This window comes from Oceanobacillus jeddahensis (assembly GCF_000750635.1).
In the GTDB taxonomy this organism is placed as follows: domain Bacteria; phylum Bacillota; class Bacilli; order Bacillales; family Amphibacillaceae; genus Oceanobacillus; species Oceanobacillus jeddahense.
This window is the reverse complement of record NZ_CCDM010000008.1, coordinates 25,437-49,385: the sequence shown is the minus strand read 5'-3', so window position 1 is coordinate 49,385 and position 23,949 is coordinate 25,437. Positions and strand designations below refer to the sequence as shown.

Below are 23,949 nucleotides of genomic sequence, written 5' to 3'. Positions count from 1 at the left end.
GGTTGTATGAGTAAAGAGCCTTTGAATCCGGAACTTGTTAAAGCGTATGTTATTGCCGCTCATGGTAATTTGGAAGAAGTAAAAAGATTTCTTACAGAAGAGCCAGCATTGTTACATGCTGTGATTAATTGGAATAAAGATGATTGGGAAAGTGGTCTAGGCGCAGCTGCACATACCGGTAACCGTGAAATTGCAGCGTTTCTGCTTGAGAAAGGTGCAAGAATGGATATATTTACGGCTGCTATGCTTGGTGAACGAGCAATTGTTCAAAGTATTGTTGAAAGTCAGCCAAGTGCGCTTCATGAAAGGGGTCCACATGGCATTCCGCTCATTCGACATGCAGAAATAGGTGGAAAACAAGCAGAAGCGGTATTAGAATATATTCAAGGATTATTATCCAAATCAAAGGAGGCTGTGAATGATGATTAAAGTCGTTAACACATTACGTGTCAAAAAAGGAAAAGTAAATGAAGTCGCAGCGTTATTCAAACAAGCTAAATCAGTGCATACATTTAATGGATTTGTATTCATGGAGGTATTGATAAAAGAGAATACGGAAGAATACGACGAACTGCAGGTTTGCACAACATGGGAAGATTACGCTTCTTTTGAGGTTTGGAGAGAGAGCAGAGAAACAAGAAAAGCTCATGAATCACAGGGGAAACAAGAAAAAGAAGATAGTCCGATTCTTGGATCCGAATTGTCTACATTCGAAGTGTTTGTACAGCACCAACCAGCATAGTTTCTTTTAAATTACTTGAACGAATTTTGTCTTCCATTTGAAAATGATTATACAGCAACTATATTTGTAAAAACCCCGGCTTTCTTTCGAGAAAGCCGGGGTTTTTTTATGGCTAGCTTCTTTCCTTAACTCCCTAACAATTTAAGAAAAATTTAATAAATGCTTTAGAAATGGATAATAGATGGTATGTAATATCAAATCGTAGCAAGGTTAAACAATAAAGAAGAAAATAGGCAAGTAAATACAGATAAAATGCTATTCGATAAATTTCATCAAAATTCTCGACTTAATAGAAAAACAGTATTTTATTAAATTTTGGAAGGGAAATGATTTAAAATGACAAATAATCAAACAAAGCAACAAAATAAAACACTTATTTTAGGATTAGGTGCCTTAGCACTTGTCCGGCCATTGATGAAAATAACTGGATTCATTCATATCTTTGGCAATGAAGCCGTGGGAAGTATTGCGATGACTATATTGATTTCCATAGCCTGGATACTTATTGTCGTAAAGAAAGGAGTACAGAACCCCATACAAGTTCTTACTTTAGCAGGTGTGAGCTATGCAGCTTTTGCCATTATTCTAAGTGGTATCCTATCACCTATTCTTGATGGAGGGTTGCAGGGGCCATTAACAAACCCGATTGGATTCATTAGTGTTTTTATCACGAATATTCTATGGGGACTCGTGTTGGGAATTATTACCTTAGCAATACCTTATCAAAAAAGATAGGCTGATGGCTGCTTGAAAAGACGCTTTTCTAAATTGGTGAAATGTATCGCTGTGTAATTGTGGCTGTGAAACGCTCACATTTTTCTGTGCAGCTACTTATTGTTACAAGCATAGCTACATCGATTCTATTATAATGAAAGGGAAAGAAGGTGTTGCAAGTGTCTATCAGAAAACGGTTAATTTTATCCAATATAGCAATGATTCTTATTCCAGGCGCTTTACTATTGGTGGCGGAGATTGTTTTAGGGTATGTATTATTTGTTGTTTTTAATGGTAATCCGCAAGGCGATGATTTGAGAGTATTTGCCCAATTCCGGTTTATTGCGATTGCCCTTATTTTAATAGTAACCAATGGATTACTGACCTATTTTATGTCAAAAAGTATTATCAATCCCATTTCCAAATTATCTATGGGGGCGAAGGAAATTAGTGAGGGAAACCTGGAATACAGTGTCCAGTCAGATAAAAAAGACGAGTTAGGCGAGCTTGCGAATACATTTGAAACGATGCGTCTTAAATTAAAGGAAGCAGATAAAGAGCAGAAAAGGTATGAGCAGAATCGTCAAGAATTGATTGCCAGTATTTCTCATGATTTAAAAACGCCGCTAACCTCTATCAAAGGATATGTAAAAGGAATTCAGGATGGTGTGGCAAACACCACTGAGAAATTAGATCGGTATATGGATACAATTTATAGAACGGCAAATGATATGGACGGATTAATTGATGAATTGTTTCTATACTCCAAGCTCGACTTAAACAGGGAAACGTTCCAGTTTGAGAAAGTAGATGTATATGCCTTTTTTGCCGACTTTATTGATGAGCTGGCATTTAATTTGGAAAAGGAACAGGGAAAAGCTGTATTTTTAGCTGATCCAGAAGAAGCCTATATCGTGGAAGCAGACCGGGAAAAATTAAGAAGAGTAGTTATGAATATCATACAAAACAGTTTAAAATATATCGATAAACGTCCAAAGGAAATTCAGGTTAATTTAACAGCTGAAGCTAATAAAATCGTTGTGGAAATGAAGGATAATGGAAGCGGAATAAGTAAAGAAGATATTCCATATATTTTCGAAAGCTTTTACCGGACAGATACTTCGAGAAACTCTGCAACTGGAGGAAGTGGTCTTGGTTTATCCATTGTGAGGAAAATTATTCAAGAACATGGCGGAGAAATTTGGGCAGAGAGCGAGCCGGGTCAGGGAACGAGTATCTATTTCACGTTGAAGAAGGTGATGTAAATGCAAAACATATTAATTATTGAAGATGAAAAGGATATCGCTGAGTTGGAAAGAGACTATCTTGAGATAAATGGATTTCAAAGTGATATTGCTGCTACAGGAGAAGAAGGTCTAAGCTTGGCAGCAGCGAATTCCTATAGCCTGATTTTATTAGATTTAATGCTGCCGGGCATAGACGGTTTTGATTTATGTGAACAGCTCCGGGAGACCTTGGATGTGCCTATTCTAATGGTGACAGCCAGAAAAGAAGATATTGATAAAATTCGCGGCTTTGGCAGAGGAGCGGATGACTATATTGTGAAGCCGTTTAACCCGAATGAGCTGGTAGCAAGAGTGAAAGCACATATAACCAGGTATGATCGCTTAACAAAGCGGGATAAGAAATCGAATGAAATTCATATTAAGAGCCTGACAATTGACCATAGTTCACGCCGGGTTTTTATTGATGATGAAGAGAAAACATTTACCGCAAAAGAGTATGATTTATTATATTTTTTGGCGTCCAATCCAAACATTGTATTTACGAAAGAACATTTATTTGAAAAAATCTGGGGCTATGATGCGATTGGGGATAACACCACTGTGACGGTTCATATCCGAAAAATCCGTGAGAAGATAGAAGAGGATGCTTCCCTTCCGCAGTTTATAGAAACGATCTGGGGAGTCGGCTATCGTTTTCAAAAATAAAAGAGCAACGAAGCGGACAAGGGAAGAGAAAATAATCGAACATCCCTCAGGTTGACGGAAATGAGTTGTTCAAGGACAATGTTAGAAAATAATATATACAATGTAGGAGATAAGTAAGGAAATGATTAGGCAGAGAGATGTAACCAAGTCGTCTTTATAAAATTTTCAGAGTTGGATCTTTCGATATTTTTCCAATCAAGTGACCTATCTGATTAATGGTACGGCAGACGAATTTGTTCAATAAAATATAAACAGGGAAGTTTAGCTTGAAGGAGGCGATCAGATGACGGCATGGGCCCTCAGCCTCGTCGTGATTTCTGCTTTTATTCATGCAACATGGAACTTTTTAGCGAAAAAATCATCAGGAGGAACTGCTTTCGTATGGCTGTATATGCTGGTGAGCGCGGTGATTTACAGTCCGCTTATTGTAATCGTTATCCTATGGACGGATGTACGGCTTGGATGGTTAGAGCTTGGTCTTATTTTTGCAAGTGCTGTTTTACATATCCTTTATGCAGTCACTTTACAAAAGGGTTATCAGATCGGTGATTTTTCATTAATTTATCCGGTTGCCCGTGGAATCGGTCCGATGCTGATTGCAGTAACAGCTTTTTTCCTTTTGGGGGAAGAGCTGAGCCGGCTTGGTTGGATTGGTATTTTATTCATTGTGTTCAGTGTATTTATATTTACCGGCGGTTTACGTATTATACGGGAAAAAAATGTCCTTCCTGCGATTTTGTATGGTCTCTTGATTGGATGTATGATAGCGGGTTATTCTCTTTTAGATAAATATATTGTCAGCGTGACGATAATCCATCCAGTATTACTCAGTTATGACAGTATTGTCGGACAAGTGATTTTACTTACTCCATTTGCTAAAAAACACTGGCAGGAAGTCCGGCACGATTGGAAGCAGCTGAAGCTGGAGACGATTGGTGTGGGTATTTTAAATCCATTGGCTTACATATTAATTTTAATTGCGATGGTGACTACACCAGTGAGTTATGTGTCCCCGGTGAGAGAGCTGAGCATTTTAATCGGAGCAATACTTGGAGTCGTTTTCTTTAAAGAGAATTTTGGAAGACGGAGAATAATTGCTGCGGCGATTATGGTAATTGGGGTGATAGCTGTAGCCATTTCCTGAGCAAATACAGCTGGCGAATGAGTCTCACAAAGTATTTTGCTCTTTTTCGTGATAAATATAGGTGTCCAAGTTATAACATCCAGGTTGACATCATCGTCGTATGCTATACTTAAACGAAATACATATTTATAAAAAGGCAGGTGCAGCAACATATGACAAAAAAGTTATTGCTAACAGGGTTTGAACCTTTTCTTGATTTCACAATTAATCCAACGATGAAAATTGCAGAAGAATTAGATGGAACAACCATTGGAGATTATACAGTTTATTCACATATTTTATCTGTCGATTTCCACAAGGCTGGAAAACAGCTCCTGCAATTGATAGACGATACAAAACCGGATGCGGTTATTTCACTTGGACTTGCTGGCGGCAGATTTAAGATTAATCCAGAGCGGATCGCCATTAACGTAAATGATGGACCAAAAGATAATCAAGGTCATAAGCCGGAAAATGAAGTGATTTGGGAAGATGGAGCAGACGGTCTGTTTTCTACATTGCCAATCAGCAAGATGGTCAAGCAGCTAAAAGCCCGGGGACTTCCCGCTGAAATCTCCAACACGGCAGGAACCTACCTGTGTAATCATGTGATGTATCAAGCTCTGCATTACACGAAGACGAACAATAAGCCTTTTCCAGCTGGTTTTATTCATATCCCTGCATCGCATGAACTTGCGATTGAACACGGGAAAATACCAAGCTGGAGCCATGATGATTTAAAGCGGGCTGTTATGATTTGTATGGAAACTTTATCAGAAGCTAACGGCTAAGCCCCGTGTTATTTTATATACTAAAATTATATCAGCAAGGGCTATTACTCTTGCAGCATTTATATAAGGGGAAAGGAGGAAGAAATGATGAATACCGTAGTATATATGATTCGTCATGCAAGATCTCCTTTTAAATTTGGAGAAGAGAGAACAAGGAGATTATCTGAAGAAGGAGAAATCGAGGCAAAAAGAGCTTGTGATATTTTAATGGACAAGAAGGTTGATATGATCGTATCCAGCCCTTATACAAGAGCTGTTCAAACCGTGCAGCCGCTGGCGGAACACAAAGGCTTGATGATAAAACAATATGAAGAATTAAAGGAACGAGCTATTAAGGGATTAGACTATAAGTTACCTGAACAAGAACTTTTGAAAGCGATTAAAAGATCTTTTGAAGATAAAAATTACTGTCTGCCAGGAGGAGAATCCACCTCTCAAGCACAACATCGGTCTGTTCCAACCATTCAAAAAATATTACTAGATTATAAGGGAAAGCATATCGTTATTGGAACACATGGGAATATTATGACAATCATCATGAATTATTTCGACAAGGCTTATGGATATGATTTTTGGAAAAATACATCAAAGCCAGACGTTTATAAATTAGAGTTTGAAGATGAGAGTTTGAAAGCAGTTGAAAGGCTATGGCAATCGTAAACGGCTTAAAACAGGGAGAGGTTTATCATGAAGCTTCGGCAAATGGCAGTCGCTTTTTTATTCAATGATAAGCAGGAGGTCTTATTTCTTCAGAAAAAAACAGACAGCAGCTTTCTTGCCGGAAGGAAGGTTCCGATTGGCGGGCATATGGAAGAAGCGGAAATAAATTATCCATATCATGCATGTATAAGAGAAATTAAAGAAGAAACAGGTTTAGCAGAAGAGCAATTAAACCATTTGAGACTCCGCTATATTGTTCATAGAATTAGAAATAACAGTGAAATTAGAACGCAATATGTCTATTTTGGAAGTGTGTCGGATCATACCGGTCTACTTGAAAGTGATGAGGGAAAGCTATGCTGGGTAGCCGGGCAGGATATTGTTCATCAGGCTGTGACAGCTACAACGAAAGAAATAATGAAACACTATACTGAAATTGGTAAGTCAACCGATAAAGTATATACAGGTTCTATGAAATCGTTAAATGGAGCGCCGGCTATTACTTGGGCCGAATTAGAAGATTGGGAAAAGTAACCGGCGGAAGGTACAATATAGCATCTAGTCATTATTACTAGCTTTATCATTTTTAACACCGTAGAAAAGAATAAGAACTGGGGGAATTATTCATGAAAAAAGCATTGTTAAATATTGATTATACAGTAGACTTTGTGGCAGATGATGGCGCTTTAACATGCGGCAAACCTGGACAGGACTTGGAAAATACCATTGTTTCACTAACAGAGCAATTTATCAAGGATGGCAATTATACGGTCTTTGCTGTAGATGTTCATGATAAAGAAGATGTTTATCATCCAGAACAGGAGCTGTTTCCACCGCATAATATTCGTGGAACTGGCGGAAGGGACTTATATGGACGGCTGCAGGAAACATATGAAGTGAATCAGAATAAAGAAAATGTATATTATATGGATAAAACGAGATACTCTGCTTTTGCAGGCACGGATTTAGAAATAAAATTGCGGGAAAGAAATATTGAAGAAGTGCATCTGGTAGGGGTATGTACAGATATTTGTGTGCTGCATACGGCAGTTGATGCCTATAATAAAGGGTTTCGTATTGTTGTATATAAAGATGCCGTAGCTTCTTTTAACCAGCCTGGACATGATTGGGCGTTAGGGCATTTTGAAAATTCATTGGGAGCTGTCGTGAAGGAGTTTGGGAGTAACTAAAGAAAGCCATTATTTTCTTGGTTTTCATTTTTAGGACATTAACGTAATGAGAATCAAGAGAATTTTTAAAATGAGAGGGATAATTATAAAAAAATACACAAGTTTTGATCTAAAAGCACAGAGATACTTTTAGCCAATGTATCTCTGTGTTTTATATTGTTAAAATCCTATATTCATTATTTTCTTGAAATGAATAATTATTTTCAGGAAATCATTCTTTGTTATACCAAAATACCTATAATCGTTCTGCTGATGTGTTAAAATAAACAAGTAATACATCATAATTATTGGAGGGAGGTTATGAAACGATGAAGAAAATAGTTACGCTGCTTGTTATTTTTCTGCTTCTGTTGTTAGTGGCAGCTTGCTCACAAGGAGACAATGAGGAAGAAATTCTGGAAAATACGCTACAGTCTTCTCAGGATGTATATCAATATGCTGCTGATTTTGATATGAGAATATATGTAGAAACATCCGATCAATCACAGACCTCTAATAATTCCGCTCAAGCAGAAATTATACTATCCGAAGATCCTGTTGCTTCGTATCAACACCTGACTCAGGAGGAAGACGGTGCAGAGAAGACAACCACAGCTTATCGTATAGATAATGAAGCTTATGTTCAGGATGATGGTGGATCCTGGAGAAAAGTAGATGTAATGGAAGAAGAACCGATGTTTGAACCCTCTTATCCAGAAATTGTATCCATTTTGGAGGCGGTAGAGGATTATGCTGTGTTTGATTCGAGTGACAGTGCTTATACATATACTTATAGCGGATTTGACCGGGAAGTTTATGATGCTTTTGAAACACCGTTCAATGTAGAATTGACTGGCTTTGATATTGATGAAGATGTTTCTCTTGATTTTACAATGCATGTCAATGAAACGGAGCATTATATTGAAAACATGGAATACAATATTTACGCTGATAACAACATGGGCAACTTAGAAATGAATTTTCAGATAACCTACGAAGACATCAATGATATTGATCCGATTGAATTCCCGGAAGAGGCGATAGAAGAACCTGCCGGCAACGCTGTAGATTTGCCGGATATTAATCAATATGCAGTTGATTTCAAGATGCATGCGGATGTGGAAACCGAAGTAGAATCGGATCGTTCCATACTGGAAGGGGAAGCAATCGTATCAAATGAAGACCGCGCTGCCTACCAACTAACCCTACCGGCCAAAATGATGAAGAGATGACAAAGGAATTCTATCAGACTGGTGAAAAAGCTTATGCTCAAGATGAAAACGACAATTGGGTGGAAACAGATGTGGAAGAAAAAGATGCACTTTTCGAGCCTTCTTATCAAGAGGTGGCAGCAGCTGTAGAATCCGTTATTCCCTATGCTGAGAAAAAGGAGGAAACCGAATTCCAAATCTATTCTTATCTCTCTTTTTTCTGTGCATGACGGACATGATCTGAGTGAAAAGGAGAACTTTCCACCTCATTTACCACACTAAAGGGATTACCATCTAAATCAAAAAAATCAAAGCATTTCATACCGCTAAAATGATCTATTTCGGTTGTTGCTACATCATTGTTTTTAAAGTGTTGATGAGCTGCTTCGATGTCATCGACAACAAAATTATAATAAGAATTCTTTTGATTTCCCCTTTTGTTAAATTCTGTTGGCTGTGCCGTTTCGACTTTGATCAGGGTTAGTTGTGTTGAACCATTTGGTAAATAAAACCCGGATCCGCCCTCCCAGCTGTCAATTCTCTTTGCTCCAAGATAGGCCTCATACCAATCTCCCGACTTTTCAATATTGGTTACTGGAATAAAGATACTCCCGATTTTAAACATAAAAATCCCCCTCTAAATAAAGTAATTAAAGTGTAATCATTGAAAAAATACTAAGTGAGATTTTGTTTATGCATTTAGAAATCCTCTGCCTTTACTTCCTTAGTATCTTCTTTCTCTTCATGTGAATCTTCTTTATCTTCTTTAACAGATGCAATAATTCCTAAAATTGCTCCAATAAATACTAGCGGAGAACCAACGATATGTAATAAGAAGCCACATAAGATAAATGCGATAACGGAAAAAATGGGATGCGGTTTCCAAATGATGAGAAGTCCGAAAATAGCCGTAATAAAACCAGCAATAATTGGTATGAAAAAAACTGCGGAAACTCCCATCGCAATTGTAGAGATCAGGCGGACAAAGAAACTCCAATGATCCATACCGTTCTCCAATTCTGTAAATATCGTTATATAATAAAAAGAAGCAATTAAGCCTCCTGCTATGATAAATAAGCTGGATAAGCCTCTATATACGGAAATAAAAACCCCCTCCTTTACCACATAGTACCCTTTATTACTTCATTTTGAAACAATTTTATTCAATATTTAGTGAAATAAGGAAAATAATCTGATGAAGTAAAGTCTCTGTTTGTTAGGGTTATTGAGCAGTTCGTTATTTTATTAAACAGGTTGTGACTTTGGGATGTTGACGGCCCATAGCTTATTTTTTAAAGTTATACAATATTCCACCTGAAAATGTTTGAAAATTGTAACGAATTCCATTACGCTAAAATAGAAATGACAAAAAATTTAGATTTATGCAGCGGAGGGTGGGTGGCTATGAAAAAATATTACCTTACAGTCATGATGGGGCTGCTATGTATGTTTGCATTAGCAGCATGTAATGCAGATGAAGATACGGATAATGATGAACCGGCAGAGGAAGCCCAAAGTCAGGAATCAGAGGAAAATGAAACCGAAGCAGAAGAAACTGGAGACAATGCAGAAGAAACGGAAAGTGATTCTGATTTAATTACGGAGTCTGAGTTTGGAGATCAATTAGACTTGCAAATTGGAGATACAGGACAGGTACAGACGAATTTGGATGCATTTGAGGTAACACTTGAATCGGTAAGAAAAGAAACAGAGCTTGATGGAGAACCGGCTGAACTCGATTTTTTCCTTATTGCGGATATTACATTGACGAATATTAGTGATGACGTGATTGATGCTGATTCTGCGAAAGGAACATTAGAAATGACAGGTATGCTGGATGGATCCGGATTTTCTGACCTTTCTGAACATGGATATGAAGGGATTGAAGGAGTCGAAGGGGAATTGGCACCAGGTGAGTCTGCAGAGGGCCAATTTGTTGTGCAAATTATGGAGAGTGACGAATATTATATGCGTATTATTGGCGGATTGATCGCAGCTGGCGGCGTATTAAACGATGTCAGATGGACATTTACGGAAAATGAAATCGAATAAAAAAAGAAAGTAATGGACTTAGCGGGAAAAATCTGCTAAGTCTTTTTGTTGTATATACAACAAAAATAAATTAAAATGGATATATATCAAAACATGCTGGGGTGACGGAATGACTGACATACTGCGGGAAATTGGAATGATTGCGAGAGCACTTGACTCAATCAGCAATATCGAGTTTAAAGAATATGATCTTACAAAGGGCCAATATTTATATCTAGTCCGTATTTGTGAAAATCCAGGTATTATTCAAGAAAAACTGGCTGAAATGATTAAAGTAGACCGGACTACAGCAGCTCGTGCCATCAAAAAGCTGGAGGCAAAGGCTTTTATTCAAAAGACTGCTGATGCAGATAACAAAAAGATAAAAAAGCTCATGCCAACGGAAAAAGGGGAAAGTATTTATCCGATGATTAAAAAGGAAAATAATTATTCGAATCAGGTTGCTTTAGAAGGGCTATCCGAAAAAGAAGCTGAGACACTTGTTTATCTGCTTGAAAAGGTCCGCAAAAATATTGAAGTAGATTGGGAGTTTGTAAAGAAAGGGAATAAGCGCCCGTATTAAATGGAAGGACGATAAACAGATAGCCATAAAAATAAAAGCTTGCAGCCACGAGGATTTGAAAGCACTTCAAGAAATCAGTATCGAAACATTTACCGGTGCATTTAAAGATCAAAACACGCCTGAAAATATGGAAGCTTATCTAAGCAGTGCGTTTACATTGGATAAACTCCAAGGAAATGAAACATGATCACTCCGCTTTCTCACCTGACTGGATATATGAAAGTGAATATAGATGATGTTCAATCAGAAGAAGGTGGAGGAATAAGATATTTGTAGGAAAAAGCAGCATATTCTCTGTAATATAGTTAAGATGATATGCTGCTTTATGGTCCAATTCGTTTCTTAATGAGAGGCCTCTTTATCCTCTTTCTTTGATGTGTATGTTAACATTCCAATAACCGTAATATTAACAGCGATAAGAATAATGCCAGAGATAATTAAATAGATTTCATTATTTGCGCCGCTGCTGCTGTCCGTAGAAAATTCAGTAATAATATCAGGGACACTGGGCAGACACATTAAGAATATAAATATCGCTAAAAACCATTGCTTCATCATAAGGGTGACCATGATGAAAATAGCTAAAAGAATCGTTCCGATAATAAGATTCACCAAAAAATTGCTCTCAGCAAGAACGATTCCCGGATGATTTCGGATAACAAATTGTGCCCCTACCAAGGCAGCCATGTAAGGAAAATAAAAAAGTGTTACGCTAATATAGGTTTTTTTACTGTCTCCATATTTACGAACGATTTTTTTTAAAAGAATGATTGTACCTGCTGTCCCTATAACCAGTACGATAAGGTTATAAAGGATGACACTGGTGTTTAATTCAAAATCCCCGCTAATTAAATCAGGAATCATAAATACTCCTAACAAGTAGATAAGTAATAAAATGCTGTATTTCACAAATTTTTTATCGCGCGGCAGTTCAGCGGAAATAGAACGGATATACGCTTTAACAGAGCCTCCAGTAATACTTTCGACGCTTTGTCCATTTGCTTCAGCTTCCCTTAAATGATCCCTCAGTTCTTCTTCTATTTCTTGAATATCTTTATCTTTTTTTCCGCGGCTCATTAATTCCAGACGCAAATTCAATAAAAATTTCTCGGCTTCTTTACTCAGCATCCTCCACACTCCTCATCAAATTGTTCATTCCTTTGTTCAAATAGGCCCATTTATTACGAAACACAGCTAATTCTTCTAAGCCTTTATCAGTGATCGTGTAGTATTTTCGTTTTGGCCCGCCAGTATCGGATTTTTTAAGTTCGGTTTGAACATATCCTTTTTTACTTAAACGCAGAAGAACCGGATAGATACTTCCATCGCTAATCTCCGGAAAATCTTGTTCCTTTAATTTTTCAAGAATTTCATATCCATATGTTTCCCCTTGTGAAATCAATCCTAATATAGCACCGTCTAATAAACCCTTCATCATTTGATCAGATACCGACATGTCGTATCCTCCTTAACTATCTTGTAATATACTATAGTTGATTAAAAGGTAATTGTCAACTATCTTATATAAAAAGATAGTTAGGAAATCATTTTATTTTAAATAAATGGGCAATAAATACTGTAAAAAGATAACTGTGGTTACACGTGGAAGAAATGCATCCTTTTATTTGGGAAATAGGGGGATCAATTTAAATTAAAAAGAAACCTGAGCAGTTGCCCAGATTTCTTTTTAACTACTGTATTCATTTATTCTGCAAAAACCTTATGCCATTCTGCTTTATGCTCCAGTAATTCTTTTGCTAATTCTTGAGCCCCTTCTAAGCTGTGGCTTGCAGCCCAACCACACTGAACTTCATTACATGCAGGAACTTCTTCTGCTTTCAGTACATCCTCTAATGTTTTTTCTACTGTGTCCAGGATCTTATCATAGCTTTCATCATTTAAAATGGTTAAATAGAATCCTGTTTGGCAGCCCATTGGACTCAAATCAACTACTGTATCGTGATGGTTCCGAATTAATTCCGCCATTAAATGCTCCAGGGAATGAAGTGCCGGCATATCCATATGTCCTTGATTCGGTTGCTTCAAACGCAAGTCGTACTTATAGATAACATCTCCATTAGCACCTTTGGTTGTCCCCGCCAGGCGGATATAGGGTGCTTCTACCTTTGTATGATCAAGATTAAAACTTTCTACATTCATTGCTTTTACCATAATTGATACGCTCCTTCTTTTTTCTTTAGTTTAACATGTTCTAGCTTATTTTATTGGTTTCTGCCTTTTTTAAATTTGGGAAAGCCAATTAAAATAGCGATGATACCACAAATTCCAAGCATTATTGGGTAAAAAGAATATGGCATAATACTGACTGGTGAAATAGCTGCAAGACTGGCAGCTGCAAGCATTTGACCGCCATAAGGAACAAGTCCTTGCCAGCAGCCGGAAAAAATGTCCAGCAGACTGGCGGATTTTCGTGGATCAACGTTATACTCATCGGCAATATTTTTTGCCAACGGACCAGTCATAATAATCGAAATCGTATTGTTTGCTGTTGAGATGTCAGCGGCACTTACTAACCCGGCAATACCAAATTCTGCTCCTTTTTTCGTTCTTATCTTGCTGGTGATGGCATTGAGTAACCACTGAATTCCACCATTATATTGGATAATACCAATCATTCCGCCAATGAAAATAGCGACTAATGCAATATCCTGCATGTTTAAAATACCTTGGGAGGCAGCTTGGATAAGTGTTGTTCCGGTGAAAGAACCGTTGAACAAGCCGATAACACCTGCCATAAGGGTGCCTCCGAGAAGAACAATAAGCACATTGACCCCGGCAAGAGCACAAACTAAAACGACGATATAAGGCAGTACTTGAATGAATTCATAAGAATATTCACCAGTCAATTCAATAGAATTTCCACGGGTGATAAACCAGAGAATAATCGATGTTACAAGTGCACCTGGTAAAACAATAAAAAAGTTTGTCTTAAATTTATCGCTCATTTTTGTATGTTGTGTTCGAACTGCGGCTATCGTTGTATCTGAAATGATAGATAAATTGTCCCCGAACATTGCCCCACTGATTACTGTTCCCATCGCTAATGCCAAAGGAATTCCTGTTTGGTCAGCAATACCTATTCCGATAGGAGCCAGCGCGGCTACCGTCCCCATAGATGTTCCCATGGAAAGAGAGATAAAACAACCAACAATAAACAATCCGACCATCAAATAATTACTTGGAATAAATGACAGCCCCATATTAACTGTCGACTCAACTGCTCCCATTTCTGAAGCAGTCTGAGAAAATGCTCCTGCCAAAATAAAGATAACCACCATTAACATAATGTTTGGATGACCTGCGCCCTTGGTGAAAATCTCTAACTTTGCATTAAGTTTTTCTTTTCGGTTCATTGCTAGAGCTACAGCTGATGCAATAATGATGGCAACATTAATTGGCATATTGGAAAAGTCTCCTGTAATTAATCCTGTGCCAATAAATAAAAGTACAAAAATAAGTAATGGTAAAAGCGCCAATAAGCTTCCTTTATTTTCTTGATTCGCCATTAGAATCCTCCTGATCTTTTTCTTTGTTTGTGATAACGAAATATTGGAAAAACCATTAGTTCATTGTCATGCCGCCGGTAACATTCATCCCTTGTCCTGTCATATAATCTGAATAGGTAGAAGCTAGAAAGACAACCGCATTTGCAACGTCTTGTGGTACGCCGGTTCTACCTAAAGGAACTTGGGCGTTATCTTCGAGTTCAATTGCTTCTGCATTAACTTTTCGAAGCTCACCACCAATTGTTCTTTCTGTTCGTTTCATATCTGTTTCAATGATACCTGGACAGACGGCATTCACATTGATTTTATCTTTTGCTAATTCCAGCGCTGCAACCTTTGTCATTCCAAGAACAGCATGTTTCGAAGCAACATAGCTTCCCATGAGTTGATAACCATTTTTACCAGCTTGAGAAGAAATATTAATAATTTTCCCACCTTCTCCTTGCTGTTTAAGAACATTAGCTACAGCCTGTGTACAAAGATAAACACCTTTTGCATTCACATCCATGGTTTTATCCCAGTCATTTTCCTTTATATCGATAAAGTAGTCCATAGTAGAAATGCCAGCGTTATTTACTAAGATATCTAATCTGCCAAAATGATCTGTTACCTGTTTGACCATTTTATCTACTTGTTCTTTTTTCGATACATCTGTGGAAATATATAAAACCTTATCTTGTGAATTTATTGGAATGTCTGTTTTGTCAGCTATAGCAACTTTTGCCCCGCAATCCAGGAGCGCTTTAACAATTGCTTTACCAATCCCGTTAGCTCCACCGGTTACAATAGCAACCTTGCCTGTTAAATCAATTGTATACATCGCTAAACTTCCTTTCTGTAGTCCAAAAATTAAAGAAATGCAAAAAACCTCTCCTTAAATAAAAAGAAGAGGTTAAAATGAAATACATTATTTTTTCTCTTCTTATCTCTAAGCTTTCATGCTACTGGAATTGGCACAGTACTAATATAGTCCGCTGCCGAGGCTTCAAAGGGCCAGTCCCTCCGCCTCTCTAGATAAGAAATAATATACATATAGAATATATCCAAAATGAGTAAAGAAGATTTACCATCTTTTAACTTACTCATCTTACATATAAATAGATAAAGTCAATAATAATAAGATACAAGAAATAATTTTGAAAGTCAATGAAAAATAGACACGTTAAAAGAAGAGCTTTTTAAAACATTATTGAAAGGAAACGGAAGGAGGGGGAGAATGATGGATGAAGTTACTGGAAATTTGAATACTTTCTACAAAGAAAATACCCACAGAGAATGACTCTATGGGACACGCTTTTGTTGCCAATAGTTAAGTTTAGGGAGGTTTTCCTGCAGCATCATTCGTACTTGTTTTTCCTGATATTCAGGATTCATTTGAAGCATATTTTTCACACATTCATCCATAAGCTCATCAAAATTAGCTTCATCGTATTGATGCGTTCCTTCCGTAAAACACCATTTACAAAAATCTTCATTGAAATGACCGTTCTCATCTTTACCAATGTCCGCATCTTCCTTCAGAGGGATCCCGCAGACTTGGCAGATGAGTGCTCTAGGTGAACCTAAAAGCGTATTAATGGATACATTAAACGTCTTTGAAATCAGTTTCAGCGTTTCAATATTCGGTTCTGTTTCTCCATTTTCCCACCTGCTGACTGCTTGCCTCGTGATCATTAATTTTTGAGCCATATCTTCCTGGGTCAAATTTTGAGAAACTCGTAAATCCTTTAGCATTTTGTTCATTTTCATAGTCAGCGCCTCCTTTTATTTAAGTATACGCTCTCTACAGATAAATAAAAGCAACTGGCAGTGGCATTTAAGAAAGTTTGGCGGTGGGAAGTGAACAGCTCTTATACAGAACGTCACCACTTTTTATTTTGTCTGAGGATTTCGGTATCCTCCATTTTAGATAAACCTACCTGAAATAATTAAAACGGCTGATTTCTTCAAAAGCTTTAAGTAAATCCTCATAAGAATATGTAAAGTCACTATCTACCCATTTCATCAGGATGTTCCACATTCCACCCGCATTAAAAGCTAAAGCAAATTCCATATTATCTTCACTGATAGAGTAGGTAAACTTATCTTTGGTCAAGCGATGGATGGAAGGTAAATGCTTGTTAAATGTTTTTAATAGCAAGCTGTCTAAATCATTTTTTCGGATCATGCGGATAAAGTCCATATGCTCTATCGAAAATGCGATGAAGATTTTGGCTACTTTCCCCATATCCATATTTTCTCCAGCATCAAGCCTCCTCAAATATTCCTGTGACAGCTGATCGAGATATCGTTCCAGCACAGCTTCTTTTGAGTGGAAATGCCGGTAAAAGGTACTGCGGTCCAAATCAGCTTTTTCTGCAATTTCTGTGATGGTTATATTAGCGTAAGGCTTTTCTTTCAAGAGCGATAATAATGCCTCCATCATCCATTCTTGGGATCTGACGGCAGAAGGGTTGTTTCTTTTACGCGTCATCTTTTCACTCCTTTTAGCAAGTTATTAAATTACTTGATTTTAACAAATGCATTATTTTGAAACAGGTAAAATGATTAAGAGTATCGTATAAATGCTACATCCAACAGGGTTTTGTAGGACTTATTCATATTGTATTGCTAATTCATTATTGCTAGTATACGATAGTTTTATAAATGCAACAATTGTTGCATTTATATCGGTGTAATACCAAAAGTTTTCATGGAAGCAGCAGGATTTTACAAGTAGTGAGCAGGCTAAATCTATGAAGAGGAGAATGGATATGGCGAAACTGGTCAATAAAGGAATTGTAAAAGCAGCGGGAATGATGAAGATGGATAATCGAATAAACTATTTTAAAGTAGCCCCAGATGCATTGGAGATCATTATGGAAGCGGAGAAATATGTCCGGAAAACTTCGATTGATAAGAGGTTAAAGGAGCTTATTAAAATTAGAGTATCACAAATTAATGGATGTTCTTATTGCTTGGATATGCATACGAAGGCGGCGAAGAAATTAAAGGTGTCTGACGAAAAAATAGATGGATTAAAGAAATGGGAAGAAGGCGATATATTTTCAGAGGAAGAGCGGGCAGCGTTTGCGTTGGCAGAGGATATGACCCTTATTTCGGAAAAAGGTGTTAGTGATGTATTGTATGAACAGGTTAGAAAATATTTCGGTGAAAAAGAGTATGTTGAATTAGTAATGGTGATTAATCAAATAAACACATGGAACCGACTGTCTATTGCGATGGGGAATCATGCTGAAGTATAGCCGGGAAATGTAGAATATAACGCAGGGAGAGCCTGTTTAAATGTAAGAAAACGATTGATTTGCTAAAGGAAAAGCGGATCAATCGTTTTTTAAAACGTAAAGAATACCATTCATCAAATTAATGCATTATGAGATGTTCTACATTTGTATTATACCTTGAAAGAAGTACAAAAAATAACCATATGAAATCTAAAAACTTAGTTGACAAATAGGAATTGATGAATTAATATTACTCTTAATTACTGAAAATAGAAAACTCTTATAATGAGAAGTGGAGGGTACTGGCCTTATGAAGCTTCGGCAACCATTGGATTGATTTCAAACGGTGCCAAATCCAGCAGATGTATTTATAGTCTGGGCTATAAGGGGGAATCGTAGGAAGAAAACGAAACGGCCTCTTATTTTAGTGAAGTAAGCAGGGCGTCTATTTTTTATGGTTTAGAAATGGAACCAAATAAACTTGGGAAGCATAGGAATAAGACAGATGTGCTTTTCTTTTAAAAATTTTTATTTTTAAAACCAAGTTAAATGATGAGGATACATTGTTTTGGGGCAGTGGACATTTGAAGGGTAAGAGATGAAATATGCTGTGACATAACGTTATGAATCTCGGAAATTTCTAATAAAAAATCAGTCTATCAAAAATAGGAAAGGGAGGATACATATGCGTTTTAATTTTGATCATCTTGTCCATTTTACAGGCAGTCCAGAGGAAGCCAAGGATGCATTAAGCGAGCTGGGCCTTCATGTGGTTGACGGGGGAAAGCATGAAAATGGTGGTACATATAATACACTTAGTTATTTTGATTTAAGCTATATTGAGCTTATTGGATTATTCGACAGAAGTTTAGCGGAGACACCGGCTGAAAAATATAGTTTAAGAGATACGTTCCAAAAAGATCATTTTGCAAATGGTTTATCACGCATTGCATTAAGATCCCAAAATTTAGAAGAAGAAGCAAAGCGCTTTAAATCTCTTGGTTTAGAAGTTTATGGACCAACTCCATTAAGCAGAAAGCGGCCGGATGGAAGTGTCGTGAGTTGGAAATTATTATTTGCAGGCAATGCAGATGATGAGTTGGAGCTCCCGTTCTTTATCCAATGGGATGAATCGGATGAAGAGCGTCGGAAAGACTTAAAAGCCCAGCAGACGATTGCAGAACATCAGCGCGGGTATCTTACCTTGGCAGCTGTAGGGTTTGCTGTAGAAAATGCAGAAAAAACTGTTGAAAAGTGGGCTGCTTATTTAGATTTAGAAAAGGGAGAAAGCTTTACCGATGAGTCTCTAAATGCTACAGGTTATGAGTTAAAGCTGGCAGGAGGAGACCTTGTATTTTACAGTCCAAATGGAGAAGGAATTGTTTCGGAAACGTTAGCAAAACGTGGAGAAAAACCTTTTATTGTTGATTTTTCGGGAGGAAATCAAAAAGAACAATTTGAAGTAAAAAATGCTATTTACCGATTTGTTTAAAGAATGGCTTAGCTGTTCAACGTCAAAACAATGCTACAAATCAGGTAAAGGTTAGTTATATGAATACAAAACGGAGCTTTATGGTTTAGAAAGTAGGATGACAAATTGAAAAAGAAAAAATGGTACAATAATCAACTATTTCCTTGGGTACTTCCAGTGCTGATTATTGTTTTATGGGAGCTATTTGGGAGACTAAACCTGATTACGTCGACAATGCTGCCTACACCTTGGGAAGTTATTCAAGCAGGTTGGCGTTTATTCGAAACAGGTGAATTACAAGAGCATGTTTTCATTAGTACGGAACGTGCATTAATTGGATTTGTAATTGGCGGAGTCATTGGCTTTGCATTAGGACTATTTAATGGAACTATTTTATTTTTGGAAAGACTCGTCGATACAACGATTCAGATGGTGCGTACTATTCCGCACTTGGCGCTTATTCCTCTGGTAATTTTATGGTTTGGTATAGGAGAAAGCGCCAAAATATTTCTTGTGGCGGTTGGAGTAATGTTCCCAATCTATATTAATACCTTTAATGGTATTAAAAATGTAGATAGGAAATTAATCGAAATGGGCAAAATTTATGGTTTATCAAAATGGAAGCTTTTCACAAACATCATTCTTCCGGGAGCGATGCCTTCTATCCTGGTAGGGATTCGATATGCGCTTGGAGTAACATGGATTTCCTTAATTGTTGCAGAAACCATTGGAGCAGATGCAGGGATAGGCTATATGGCGACAACAGCCCGTGAATTTATGCAGATGGATGTCGTTGTTCTAACCATTGTTCTCTATGCAATTTTAGGTAAATTATCCGATTTTATTGCAAAAGTATTTGAACAACGATTATTAAAGTGGAATCCAGCATACAACAACAAGGAGTAAATGGCAGAGATAGCAAGGGGGAATTAGATGTTTGATATTCGTTTGGAAAATGTAGGGAAAAGCTTTGGCGATAATGAAGTATTACGACATATTGATTTATCGATTGAGCAAGGAAGTTTTACAGCAATTGTAGGGAAAAGCGGCTGTGGCAAAAGTACACTTTTACGCGTTATTGCAGGGTTAGAAGGGGTGACGAGTGGATCCTTATCTTTTTCTGGAGAAGAAGGAAGCGATCCTAAGATCCGTATGATGTTCCAGGATGATCGACTGATTCCCTGGAAAAACATTATAAAAAATATAGCAATTGGAACAAACAAGAAAGACGCTGCCTTAGAAGCACTGGGAAATGTTGGTTTAATCGATAAAAAAGGAGATTGGCCGGATGCTTTATCTGGTGGACAAAAACAAAGGATTGCGCTTGCTCGTGCTTTAGCGACAAGTCCAGATATTTTATTATTTGATGAACCTTTGGGAGCTTTAGATGCGCTTACACGGATGGAAATGCAAGATTTAATTGAAGGACTATGGAAAAAACAGAAATTTACTGCTCTTTTAGTAACGCATGATGTAACGGAAGCTGTGCATTTAGCGGATCGTGTCATCGTTCTGGATGGTGGTGGTGTTCAACTGGATCAAGAGATTGACTTGCCAAGACCTCGTGAACGGGATGAGCAATTTACGAACTATGAAAAGAAAATATTAGATGAGATATTGGGAGGATGAAAATGAAAAGAAGACTATTGACTCTAGCTGCATTTCTTTTAGTAATATTGCTGGCAGCTTGCGGTAATAATGATTCCAATGCAGAATCAGCAGATGGCGGCAACGATAATAACAATGAAGTAATTACGGTTGGTTATCAAAAAGGGAATACGATTAATATTTTGAAAGAACGTGGCAATTTAGATGAAGCTTTGGAAGAGGCCGGCTATTCGATTGATTGGAGGGAATTTCCAACTGGATCGGTATTACTAGAAGCTCTAAATACAAACAATATTGACTTTGGCCATGCGTCTGATGGGAATGGTGTCTTTATGCAGTCAGGTGGCCATGATATCAACTATGTTGCTTCGGAAGCTCCATATCCAGAAGGAGTGGCACTTGTCGCGAAGGCTGAATCCGATATTGAAAGTGTAGAAGATTTAGAAGGAAAAACTATCGGTGTTACGAAAGGCGGCAATCAGCATTACCTGTTATTAGAAGCACTGGAGGAAGCGGGAGTCTCTCTGGATGATGTAGAAATCAGGTATTATAAAGATGCTTCGGAAGGTTTGATTGCATTTACACAGGATGAGTTCGATGTATATGGATCGTGGGATCCTTATTTAGCCATTGTTGAAAGCCAAATTGATACACGTACGATTGTAAATGGTACAGATTTTAGTGAAAATCGCACATTCTATTTTGCAACTGACGAATTGGTGAATGATAACCCGGAAGTTGTTTCGATTATTTTAGAAGAGCTGCAAAATGTAGATCAATGGTCTAATGAAAATAAAGAAGAAGTAGCGGAAATATTAGCGGAACAGCTGGGCTTAGACGGAGAACCGCTGGAATTAGCTAATAACCGCCGTACTTTTGGTGTGGAAAGTATGAAGGAAGAGATTATTGACAGCCAACAACGGTTAGCAGACGTTTTTTATGAATCAGGTTTATTAGAGAATGATATTCAGGTAGAAGATGCTGTAAATGTAGAGGATATCGATCTTCCTGAAAATGTAGACTGACATTTTTCATAATAATAGCTTGCATATTTTTGAGTAAAAGAGAATGTTCAAAAAGGTAAAATTGGAGGATCAAAGAATGGCGAAAACAATTGAAAATGCATTTTTAAGTTATGGTGAAAAAGATGCGGCAGTGCAGGTGGAGGTTTTTCTAAACTTAGCTTGCCCATACTGTGCAACATGGTTCGAAATAGCAGATCAACAACTGACGCCATATATTGAGGAAGGAAAGGTTCGTTATGTTATCAAGCATTATGACAAACCTCGGGAGATGCTCTTGTATGGAACATTGGTAAATCTACATTTAGATTATAATGAACCAGATCGTATCTATGAAATCATGAAGGAATTATTTGCAAAGCAATCCGAGTGGAGTGAGTCAGACAGTGATTCCATTAAACAGCTGCTCATAGAAAAATATGGTTTGAAAGAAGAACCTGCTACTATTGATTTAAGCTTGAAAATTACGGATGAAGCAATAAAAAGGCAGGTAAAGATGGTCCCTACAGTTTATATTAATGAAAAAGAATTTCAATTTCCTATTGAATTAAATGCCGATCAGCTGAAAGAGGAAGTTGAAAAAGAATTGACTTATGTATAGAAGCTCTTTGAGGGGCTTCTTTTTTTACATTAAGAAAACAAAACGCACTTAAAGCTCCCTTTAACGTATATTGATTTTTTAAATTTGATTTCCTATGTATTCCCTGCGATTAAATATATAACTAGTCTTTTTGATTCTTTGAAAAAAGACTGTTATATATTTTTTTAGCGTTTTATCATCAAAAATATGATACAGTTATATAGACTGGAATAATATTGCTGATTGAAGTTTACAATCCTGATTAGAAAGGTTATAATTGATGCGTTATTCAATATACATAAGGAATTAATAGTCTTAGAGCGATTTACTTATGGAGGAGATATGAGTTAGTTCATTTAAATGTGGATGAATTTAAATGATCTGTTTACATTTTTTGATAAGTGTAATTGAAACAGAATGATATGTACGATGACGGGACTCAACGGGATCAAGTAACTGATTTGCATTGGCCGCGTGAACGAAAAAAGAAGACAAGTTTATGAAAGAATAATAGATAAAATCGTAGGAGGATAAAAGATGAGAAAATTACTCTATGCACTGATGACATTTAGTTTTGTAGCAATACTGGCAGCTTGCGGAGCTGATTCAACTTCAAATGCTTCTGAAGATGGTGAGACAATTCGCTTGGGCTATCAAAAAGGCAACACCATGAACCTATTAAAAGCGCATGGTACGTTAGATGAAGCATTAAATGAAGCCGGCTATAATGTAGAATGGAAAGAGTTTGCTATGGGTGCACCATTAATTGAAGCGTTAAATACAGATAATATTGATTTTGGTCATTCATCGGATGTACATAGTGTTTTGATGCAGTCTGGAGGGCATAATGTTAATTATGTAGCTTCGGAGTCCCCATATCCAGAAGGCGTTGCATTACTGGCAAGAGAAGGTTCGGGTATTGAAACATTAGAAGATTTAAAAGGAAAAGTAGTGGGTGTAACCAATGGCGGAAATCAGCACTATCTTTTATTGGAATCTTTAAAGCAGGCTGGTATCGACTGGGATGAAGTAGAGATGAAGTTTTATAAGGATGCGTCAGAAGGATTAATGGCTTTTTCTAATGATGAATTTGACGTGTTCGGAACGTGGGACCCATTTTATGCGATTGTGGAAGATCAAAATGATACACACATGATTCTCGATGGAACAGATCTCATCGAAAATCGTACGTTCTATTTAGCAAGAGATGGTTTTGCAGATGAGCAACCGGAAGCACTCACCATCATTTTAGAGGAATTGGAAAATATGGATCAGTGGGCAAATGAGGAAAAAAGAGAAGCTGCTGAAATACTGGCGGAGGAATTAGGATTAGAACCAGAACCGCTGGAAGTTGCAAATGAGCGACGTCAATTTGGCGTTCAAAGAATGACAGAAGAAGTAATTGCGAATCAACAGCAATTAGCAGATACCTTCTATGAAGCAGGGCTCATAGAGAATGAAATTAGTGTTCAAGAAGCAGTAGACGTGTATGATTTAGATGAATCTGTTTTTCCGGATAATATTGAATAGACGAAAGAATA

General features: G+C 37.3%; 31 protein-coding genes and 2 riboswitches. Of the genes, 22 read left to right on the top strand and 9 right to left on the bottom strand.

The annotated features are described in order from the left end of the window. Nucleotides 1–6 precede the first annotated feature (6 nt). The 12 genes from BN986_RS23825 (at nucleotide 7) to BN986_RS23770 (ending at nucleotide 8,592) form a co-directional block, all read left to right on the top strand. Nucleotides 7–429, top strand: a complete 423-nt coding sequence (locus BN986_RS23825; protein WP_040984965.1) for a Tim44 domain-containing protein — start codon at nucleotides 7–9, stop codon at nucleotides 427–429. Further along, entirely contained in the window at nucleotides 419–742 is a 324-nt protein-coding gene (locus BN986_RS23820; RefSeq protein WP_244445084.1) for an antibiotic biosynthesis monooxygenase, read from the top strand. Before BN986_RS23825 ends, BN986_RS23820 begins: the two co-directional genes overlap by 11 nt. Before the next feature lie 336 nt (nucleotides 743–1,078). Continuing rightward, entirely contained in the window at nucleotides 1,079–1,477 is a 399-nt protein-coding gene (locus tag BN986_RS23815; RefSeq protein WP_040984963.1) for a hypothetical protein, read from the top strand. Between the two features lie 158 nt (nucleotides 1,478–1,635). Then, nucleotides 1,636–2,721: a sensor histidine kinase gene (locus tag BN986_RS23810; protein WP_040984961.1), complete on the top strand. Its 1,086-nt coding sequence runs from the start codon at nucleotides 1,636–1,638 to the stop codon at nucleotides 2,719–2,721. Further along, nucleotides 2,722–3,408 (top strand): response regulator transcription factor, encoded by a 687-nt coding sequence (locus BN986_RS23805; RefSeq protein ID WP_040984959.1) that lies wholly within the window; start codon nucleotides 2,722–2,724, stop codon nucleotides 3,406–3,408. 283 nt (nucleotides 3,409–3,691) lie between these two features. Next, nucleotides 3,692–4,552, top strand: coding sequence for a DMT family transporter (locus tag BN986_RS23800; protein ID WP_040984957.1), 861 nt, complete (start codon nucleotides 3,692–3,694; stop codon nucleotides 4,550–4,552). A 152-nt stretch (nucleotides 4,553–4,704) separates the two neighbouring features. Further along, a complete protein-coding gene (locus tag BN986_RS23795; RefSeq protein ID WP_040984955.1) occupies nucleotides 4,705–5,322 on the top strand; it encodes a pyroglutamyl-peptidase I in 618 nt (205 codons plus the stop codon). Between the two features lie 87 nt (nucleotides 5,323–5,409). Next, the gene (locus tag BN986_RS23790) at nucleotides 5,410–5,982 is read left to right on the top strand and encodes a histidine phosphatase family protein (protein WP_040984953.1); all 573 of its coding nucleotides are present in this window, start codon (nucleotides 5,410–5,412) and stop codon (nucleotides 5,980–5,982) included. 27 nt (nucleotides 5,983–6,009) lie between these two features. After that, nucleotides 6,010–6,516 carry an NUDIX domain-containing protein gene (locus tag BN986_RS23785; RefSeq protein WP_040984951.1) on the top strand — a complete coding sequence of 169 codons (507 nt, stop codon included), beginning with the start codon at nucleotides 6,010–6,012 and terminating at the stop codon, nucleotides 6,514–6,516. A 92-nt stretch (nucleotides 6,517–6,608) separates the two neighbouring features. After that, nucleotides 6,609–7,172, top strand: coding sequence for a cysteine hydrolase family protein (locus BN986_RS23780; RefSeq protein WP_040984949.1), 564 nt, complete (start codon nucleotides 6,609–6,611; stop codon nucleotides 7,170–7,172). A 308-nt stretch (nucleotides 7,173–7,480) separates the two neighbouring features. Next, nucleotides 7,481–8,383, top strand: coding sequence for a DUF6612 family protein (locus BN986_RS23775; RefSeq protein ID WP_040984947.1), 903 nt, complete (start codon nucleotides 7,481–7,483; stop codon nucleotides 8,381–8,383). After that, nucleotides 8,380–8,592 carry a hypothetical protein gene (locus BN986_RS23770; RefSeq protein ID WP_040984945.1) on the top strand — a complete coding sequence of 71 codons (213 nt, stop codon included), beginning with the start codon at nucleotides 8,380–8,382 and terminating at the stop codon, nucleotides 8,590–8,592. Before BN986_RS23775 ends, BN986_RS23770 begins: the two co-directional genes overlap by 4 nt. On the opposite strand, the gene BN986_RS23765 is transcribed toward BN986_RS23770, so the two are convergent. Then, nucleotides 8,568–8,987, bottom strand: coding sequence for a VOC family protein (locus BN986_RS23765; protein ID WP_040984943.1), 420 nt, complete (start codon nucleotides 8,985–8,987; stop codon nucleotides 8,568–8,570). The two genes, BN986_RS23770 and BN986_RS23765, sit on opposite strands and share 25 nt — an antisense overlap. Before the next feature lie 74 nt (nucleotides 8,988–9,061). Then, the gene (locus tag BN986_RS23760; protein ID WP_040984941.1) at nucleotides 9,062–9,487 is read right to left on the bottom strand and encodes a hypothetical protein; all 426 of its coding nucleotides are present in this window, start codon (nucleotides 9,485–9,487) and stop codon (nucleotides 9,062–9,064) included. 279 nt (nucleotides 9,488–9,766) lie between these two features. Here BN986_RS23760 and BN986_RS23755 point away from each other — a divergent pair, with 279 nt between their 5' ends. From BN986_RS23755 to BN986_RS27965, 3 genes are all read left to right on the top strand, one after another. Continuing rightward, nucleotides 9,767–10,414 (top strand): DUF4352 domain-containing protein, encoded by a 648-nt coding sequence (locus BN986_RS23755; RefSeq protein ID WP_040984939.1) that lies wholly within the window; start codon nucleotides 9,767–9,769, stop codon nucleotides 10,412–10,414. Nucleotides 10,415–10,523: 109 nt separating this feature from the next. Next, nucleotides 10,524–10,976 (top strand): MarR family winged helix-turn-helix transcriptional regulator, encoded by a 453-nt coding sequence (locus tag BN986_RS23750; RefSeq protein ID WP_040984937.1) that lies wholly within the window; start codon nucleotides 10,524–10,526, stop codon nucleotides 10,974–10,976. A 55-nt stretch (nucleotides 10,977–11,031) separates the two neighbouring features. Then, a complete protein-coding gene (locus tag BN986_RS27965; protein WP_262362496.1) occupies nucleotides 11,032–11,163 on the top strand; it encodes a hypothetical protein in 132 nt (43 codons plus the stop codon). A 155-nt stretch (nucleotides 11,164–11,318) separates the two neighbouring features. Here the strand turns inward: BN986_RS27965 and BN986_RS23740 are convergent, their stop codons facing one another. The 7 genes from BN986_RS23740 to BN986_RS23710 all read right to left on the bottom strand — a co-directional run bounded on the left by BN986_RS23740 (nucleotide 11,319) and on the right by BN986_RS23710 (nucleotide 16,976). After that, a complete protein-coding gene (locus BN986_RS23740) occupies nucleotides 11,319–12,104 on the bottom strand; it encodes a hypothetical protein (RefSeq protein WP_040984935.1) in 786 nt (261 codons plus the stop codon). Further along, nucleotides 12,094–12,432: a PadR family transcriptional regulator gene (locus tag BN986_RS23735; protein ID WP_040984933.1), complete on the bottom strand. Its 339-nt coding sequence runs from the start codon at nucleotides 12,430–12,432 to the stop codon at nucleotides 12,094–12,096. The genes BN986_RS23740 and BN986_RS23735 overlap by 11 nt, the downstream gene beginning before the upstream one ends. A gap of 248 nt (nucleotides 12,433–12,680) precedes the next feature. Continuing rightward, complete coding sequence (locus tag BN986_RS23730; RefSeq protein ID WP_040984931.1) at nucleotides 12,681–13,148, bottom strand: S-ribosylhomocysteine lyase; 468 nt, start codon at nucleotides 13,146–13,148, stop codon at nucleotides 12,681–12,683. Between the two features lie 50 nt (nucleotides 13,149–13,198). Further along, nucleotides 13,199–14,503 (bottom strand): Na+/H+ antiporter NhaC family protein, encoded by a 1,305-nt coding sequence (locus BN986_RS23725; protein ID WP_040984929.1) that lies wholly within the window; start codon nucleotides 14,501–14,503, stop codon nucleotides 13,199–13,201. Between the two features lie 55 nt (nucleotides 14,504–14,558). Next, a complete protein-coding gene (locus tag BN986_RS23720; RefSeq protein ID WP_040984927.1) occupies nucleotides 14,559–15,323 on the bottom strand; it encodes an SDR family NAD(P)-dependent oxidoreductase in 765 nt (254 codons plus the stop codon). Nucleotides 15,324–15,422: 99 nt separating this feature from the next. Then, nucleotides 15,423–15,524: riboswitch (SAM riboswitch) on the bottom strand. A 260-nt stretch (nucleotides 15,525–15,784) separates the two neighbouring features. Beyond that, a complete protein-coding gene (locus BN986_RS23715) occupies nucleotides 15,785–16,252 on the bottom strand; it encodes a zinc ribbon domain-containing protein (protein WP_040984925.1) in 468 nt (155 codons plus the stop codon). A gap of 166 nt (nucleotides 16,253–16,418) precedes the next feature. Beyond that, a complete protein-coding gene (locus BN986_RS23710) occupies nucleotides 16,419–16,976 on the bottom strand; it encodes a TetR/AcrR family transcriptional regulator (RefSeq protein WP_052401137.1) in 558 nt (185 codons plus the stop codon). Between the two features lie 331 nt (nucleotides 16,977–17,307). Between BN986_RS23710 and BN986_RS23705 the strand changes: the two genes are divergently transcribed. The 7 genes from BN986_RS23705 (at nucleotide 17,308) to BN986_RS23675 (ending at nucleotide 23,938) form a co-directional block, all read left to right on the top strand. Then, nucleotides 17,308–17,748 carry a carboxymuconolactone decarboxylase family protein gene (locus BN986_RS23705; RefSeq protein ID WP_040985163.1) on the top strand — a complete coding sequence of 147 codons (441 nt, stop codon included), beginning with the start codon at nucleotides 17,308–17,310 and terminating at the stop codon, nucleotides 17,746–17,748. Nucleotides 17,749–18,004: 256 nt separating this feature from the next. Beyond that, a riboswitch (SAM riboswitch) is annotated at nucleotides 18,005–18,116 on the top strand. A 296-nt stretch (nucleotides 18,117–18,412) separates the two neighbouring features. After that, nucleotides 18,413–19,219, top strand: a complete 807-nt coding sequence (locus BN986_RS23700) for a VOC family protein (RefSeq protein WP_040984923.1) — start codon at nucleotides 18,413–18,415, stop codon at nucleotides 19,217–19,219. A 105-nt stretch (nucleotides 19,220–19,324) separates the two neighbouring features. Further along, nucleotides 19,325–20,104 carry an ABC transporter permease subunit gene (locus tag BN986_RS23695; RefSeq protein WP_040984921.1) on the top strand — a complete coding sequence of 260 codons (780 nt, stop codon included), beginning with the start codon at nucleotides 19,325–19,327 and terminating at the stop codon, nucleotides 20,102–20,104. Nucleotides 20,105–20,131: 27 nt separating this feature from the next. Beyond that, nucleotides 20,132–20,827 carry an ABC transporter ATP-binding protein gene (locus tag BN986_RS23690; RefSeq protein ID WP_040984919.1) on the top strand — a complete coding sequence of 232 codons (696 nt, stop codon included), beginning with the start codon at nucleotides 20,132–20,134 and terminating at the stop codon, nucleotides 20,825–20,827. A 2-nt stretch (nucleotides 20,828–20,829) separates the two neighbouring features. Next, nucleotides 20,830–21,831, top strand: a complete 1,002-nt coding sequence (locus tag BN986_RS23685; RefSeq protein ID WP_052401136.1) for an aliphatic sulfonate ABC transporter substrate-binding protein — start codon at nucleotides 20,830–20,832, stop codon at nucleotides 21,829–21,831. A gap of 76 nt (nucleotides 21,832–21,907) precedes the next feature. After that, nucleotides 21,908–22,429: a thioredoxin domain-containing protein gene (locus tag BN986_RS23680; protein ID WP_040984915.1), complete on the top strand. Its 522-nt coding sequence runs from the start codon at nucleotides 21,908–21,910 to the stop codon at nucleotides 22,427–22,429. A 516-nt stretch (nucleotides 22,430–22,945) separates the two neighbouring features. Next, complete coding sequence (locus tag BN986_RS23675; protein ID WP_052401135.1) at nucleotides 22,946–23,938, top strand: aliphatic sulfonate ABC transporter substrate-binding protein; 993 nt, start codon at nucleotides 22,946–22,948, stop codon at nucleotides 23,936–23,938. Nucleotides 23,939–23,949 lie beyond the last annotated feature (11 nt).

Coding starts and splice junctions, on each gene's coding strand:
- BN986_RS23825 (WP_040984965.1), top strand. CDS start 7: ATGAGTAAAGAGCCTTTGAATCCGGAACTTGTTAAAGCGTATGTTATT.
- BN986_RS23820 (WP_244445084.1), top strand. CDS start 419: ATGATGATTAAAGTCGTTAACACATTACGTGTCAAAAAAGGAAAAGTA.
- BN986_RS23815 (WP_040984963.1), top strand. CDS start 1,079: ATGACAAATAATCAAACAAAGCAACAAAATAAAACACTTATTTTAGGA.
- BN986_RS23805 (WP_040984959.1), top strand. CDS start 2,722: ATGCAAAACATATTAATTATTGAAGATGAAAAGGATATCGCTGAGTTG.
- BN986_RS23800 (WP_040984957.1), top strand. CDS start 3,692: ATGACGGCATGGGCCCTCAGCCTCGTCGTGATTTCTGCTTTTATTCAT.
- BN986_RS23795 (WP_040984955.1), top strand. CDS start 4,705: ATGACAAAAAAGTTATTGCTAACAGGGTTTGAACCTTTTCTTGATTTC.
- BN986_RS23790 (WP_040984953.1), top strand. CDS start 5,410: ATGAATACCGTAGTATATATGATTCGTCATGCAAGATCTCCTTTTAAA.
- BN986_RS23785 (WP_040984951.1), top strand. CDS start 6,010: ATGAAGCTTCGGCAAATGGCAGTCGCTTTTTTATTCAATGATAAGCAG.
- BN986_RS23780 (WP_040984949.1), top strand. CDS start 6,609: ATGAAAAAAGCATTGTTAAATATTGATTATACAGTAGACTTTGTGGCA.
- BN986_RS23775 (WP_040984947.1), top strand. CDS start 7,481: ATGAAGAAAATAGTTACGCTGCTTGTTATTTTTCTGCTTCTGTTGTTA.
- BN986_RS23770 (WP_040984945.1), top strand. CDS start 8,380: ATGACAAAGGAATTCTATCAGACTGGTGAAAAAGCTTATGCTCAAGAT.
- BN986_RS23765 (WP_040984943.1), bottom strand. CDS start 8,987: ATGTTTAAAATCGGGAGTATCTTTATTCCAGTAACCAATATTGAAAAG.
- BN986_RS23755 (WP_040984939.1), top strand. CDS start 9,767: ATGAAAAAATATTACCTTACAGTCATGATGGGGCTGCTATGTATGTTT.
- BN986_RS23750 (WP_040984937.1), top strand. CDS start 10,524: ATGACTGACATACTGCGGGAAATTGGAATGATTGCGAGAGCACTTGAC.
- BN986_RS23740 (WP_040984935.1), bottom strand. CDS start 12,104: ATGCTGAGTAAAGAAGCCGAGAAATTTTTATTGAATTTGCGTCTGGAA.
- BN986_RS23735 (WP_040984933.1), bottom strand. CDS start 12,432: ATGTCGGTATCTGATCAAATGATGAAGGGTTTATTAGACGGTGCTATA.
- BN986_RS23730 (WP_040984931.1), bottom strand. CDS start 13,148: ATGGTAAAAGCAATGAATGTAGAAAGTTTTAATCTTGATCATACAAAG.
- BN986_RS23725 (WP_040984929.1), bottom strand. CDS start 14,503: ATGGCGAATCAAGAAAATAAAGGAAGCTTATTGGCGCTTTTACCATTA.
- BN986_RS23720 (WP_040984927.1), bottom strand. CDS start 15,323: ATGTATACAATTGATTTAACAGGCAAGGTTGCTATTGTAACCGGTGGA.
- BN986_RS23715 (WP_040984925.1), bottom strand. CDS start 16,252: ATGAAAATGAACAAAATGCTAAAGGATTTACGAGTTTCTCAAAATTTG.
- BN986_RS23710 (WP_052401137.1), bottom strand. CDS start 16,976: ATGACGCGTAAAAGAAACAACCCTTCTGCCGTCAGATCCCAAGAATGG.
- BN986_RS23705 (WP_040985163.1), top strand. CDS start 17,308: ATGGATAATCGAATAAACTATTTTAAAGTAGCCCCAGATGCATTGGAG.
- BN986_RS23700 (WP_040984923.1), top strand. CDS start 18,413: ATGCGTTTTAATTTTGATCATCTTGTCCATTTTACAGGCAGTCCAGAG.
- BN986_RS23690 (WP_040984919.1), top strand. CDS start 20,132: ATGTTTGATATTCGTTTGGAAAATGTAGGGAAAAGCTTTGGCGATAAT.
- BN986_RS23685 (WP_052401136.1), top strand. CDS start 20,830: ATGAAAAGAAGACTATTGACTCTAGCTGCATTTCTTTTAGTAATATTG.
- BN986_RS23680 (WP_040984915.1), top strand. CDS start 21,908: ATGGCGAAAACAATTGAAAATGCATTTTTAAGTTATGGTGAAAAAGAT.
- BN986_RS23675 (WP_052401135.1), top strand. CDS start 22,946: ATGAGAAAATTACTCTATGCACTGATGACATTTAGTTTTGTAGCAATA.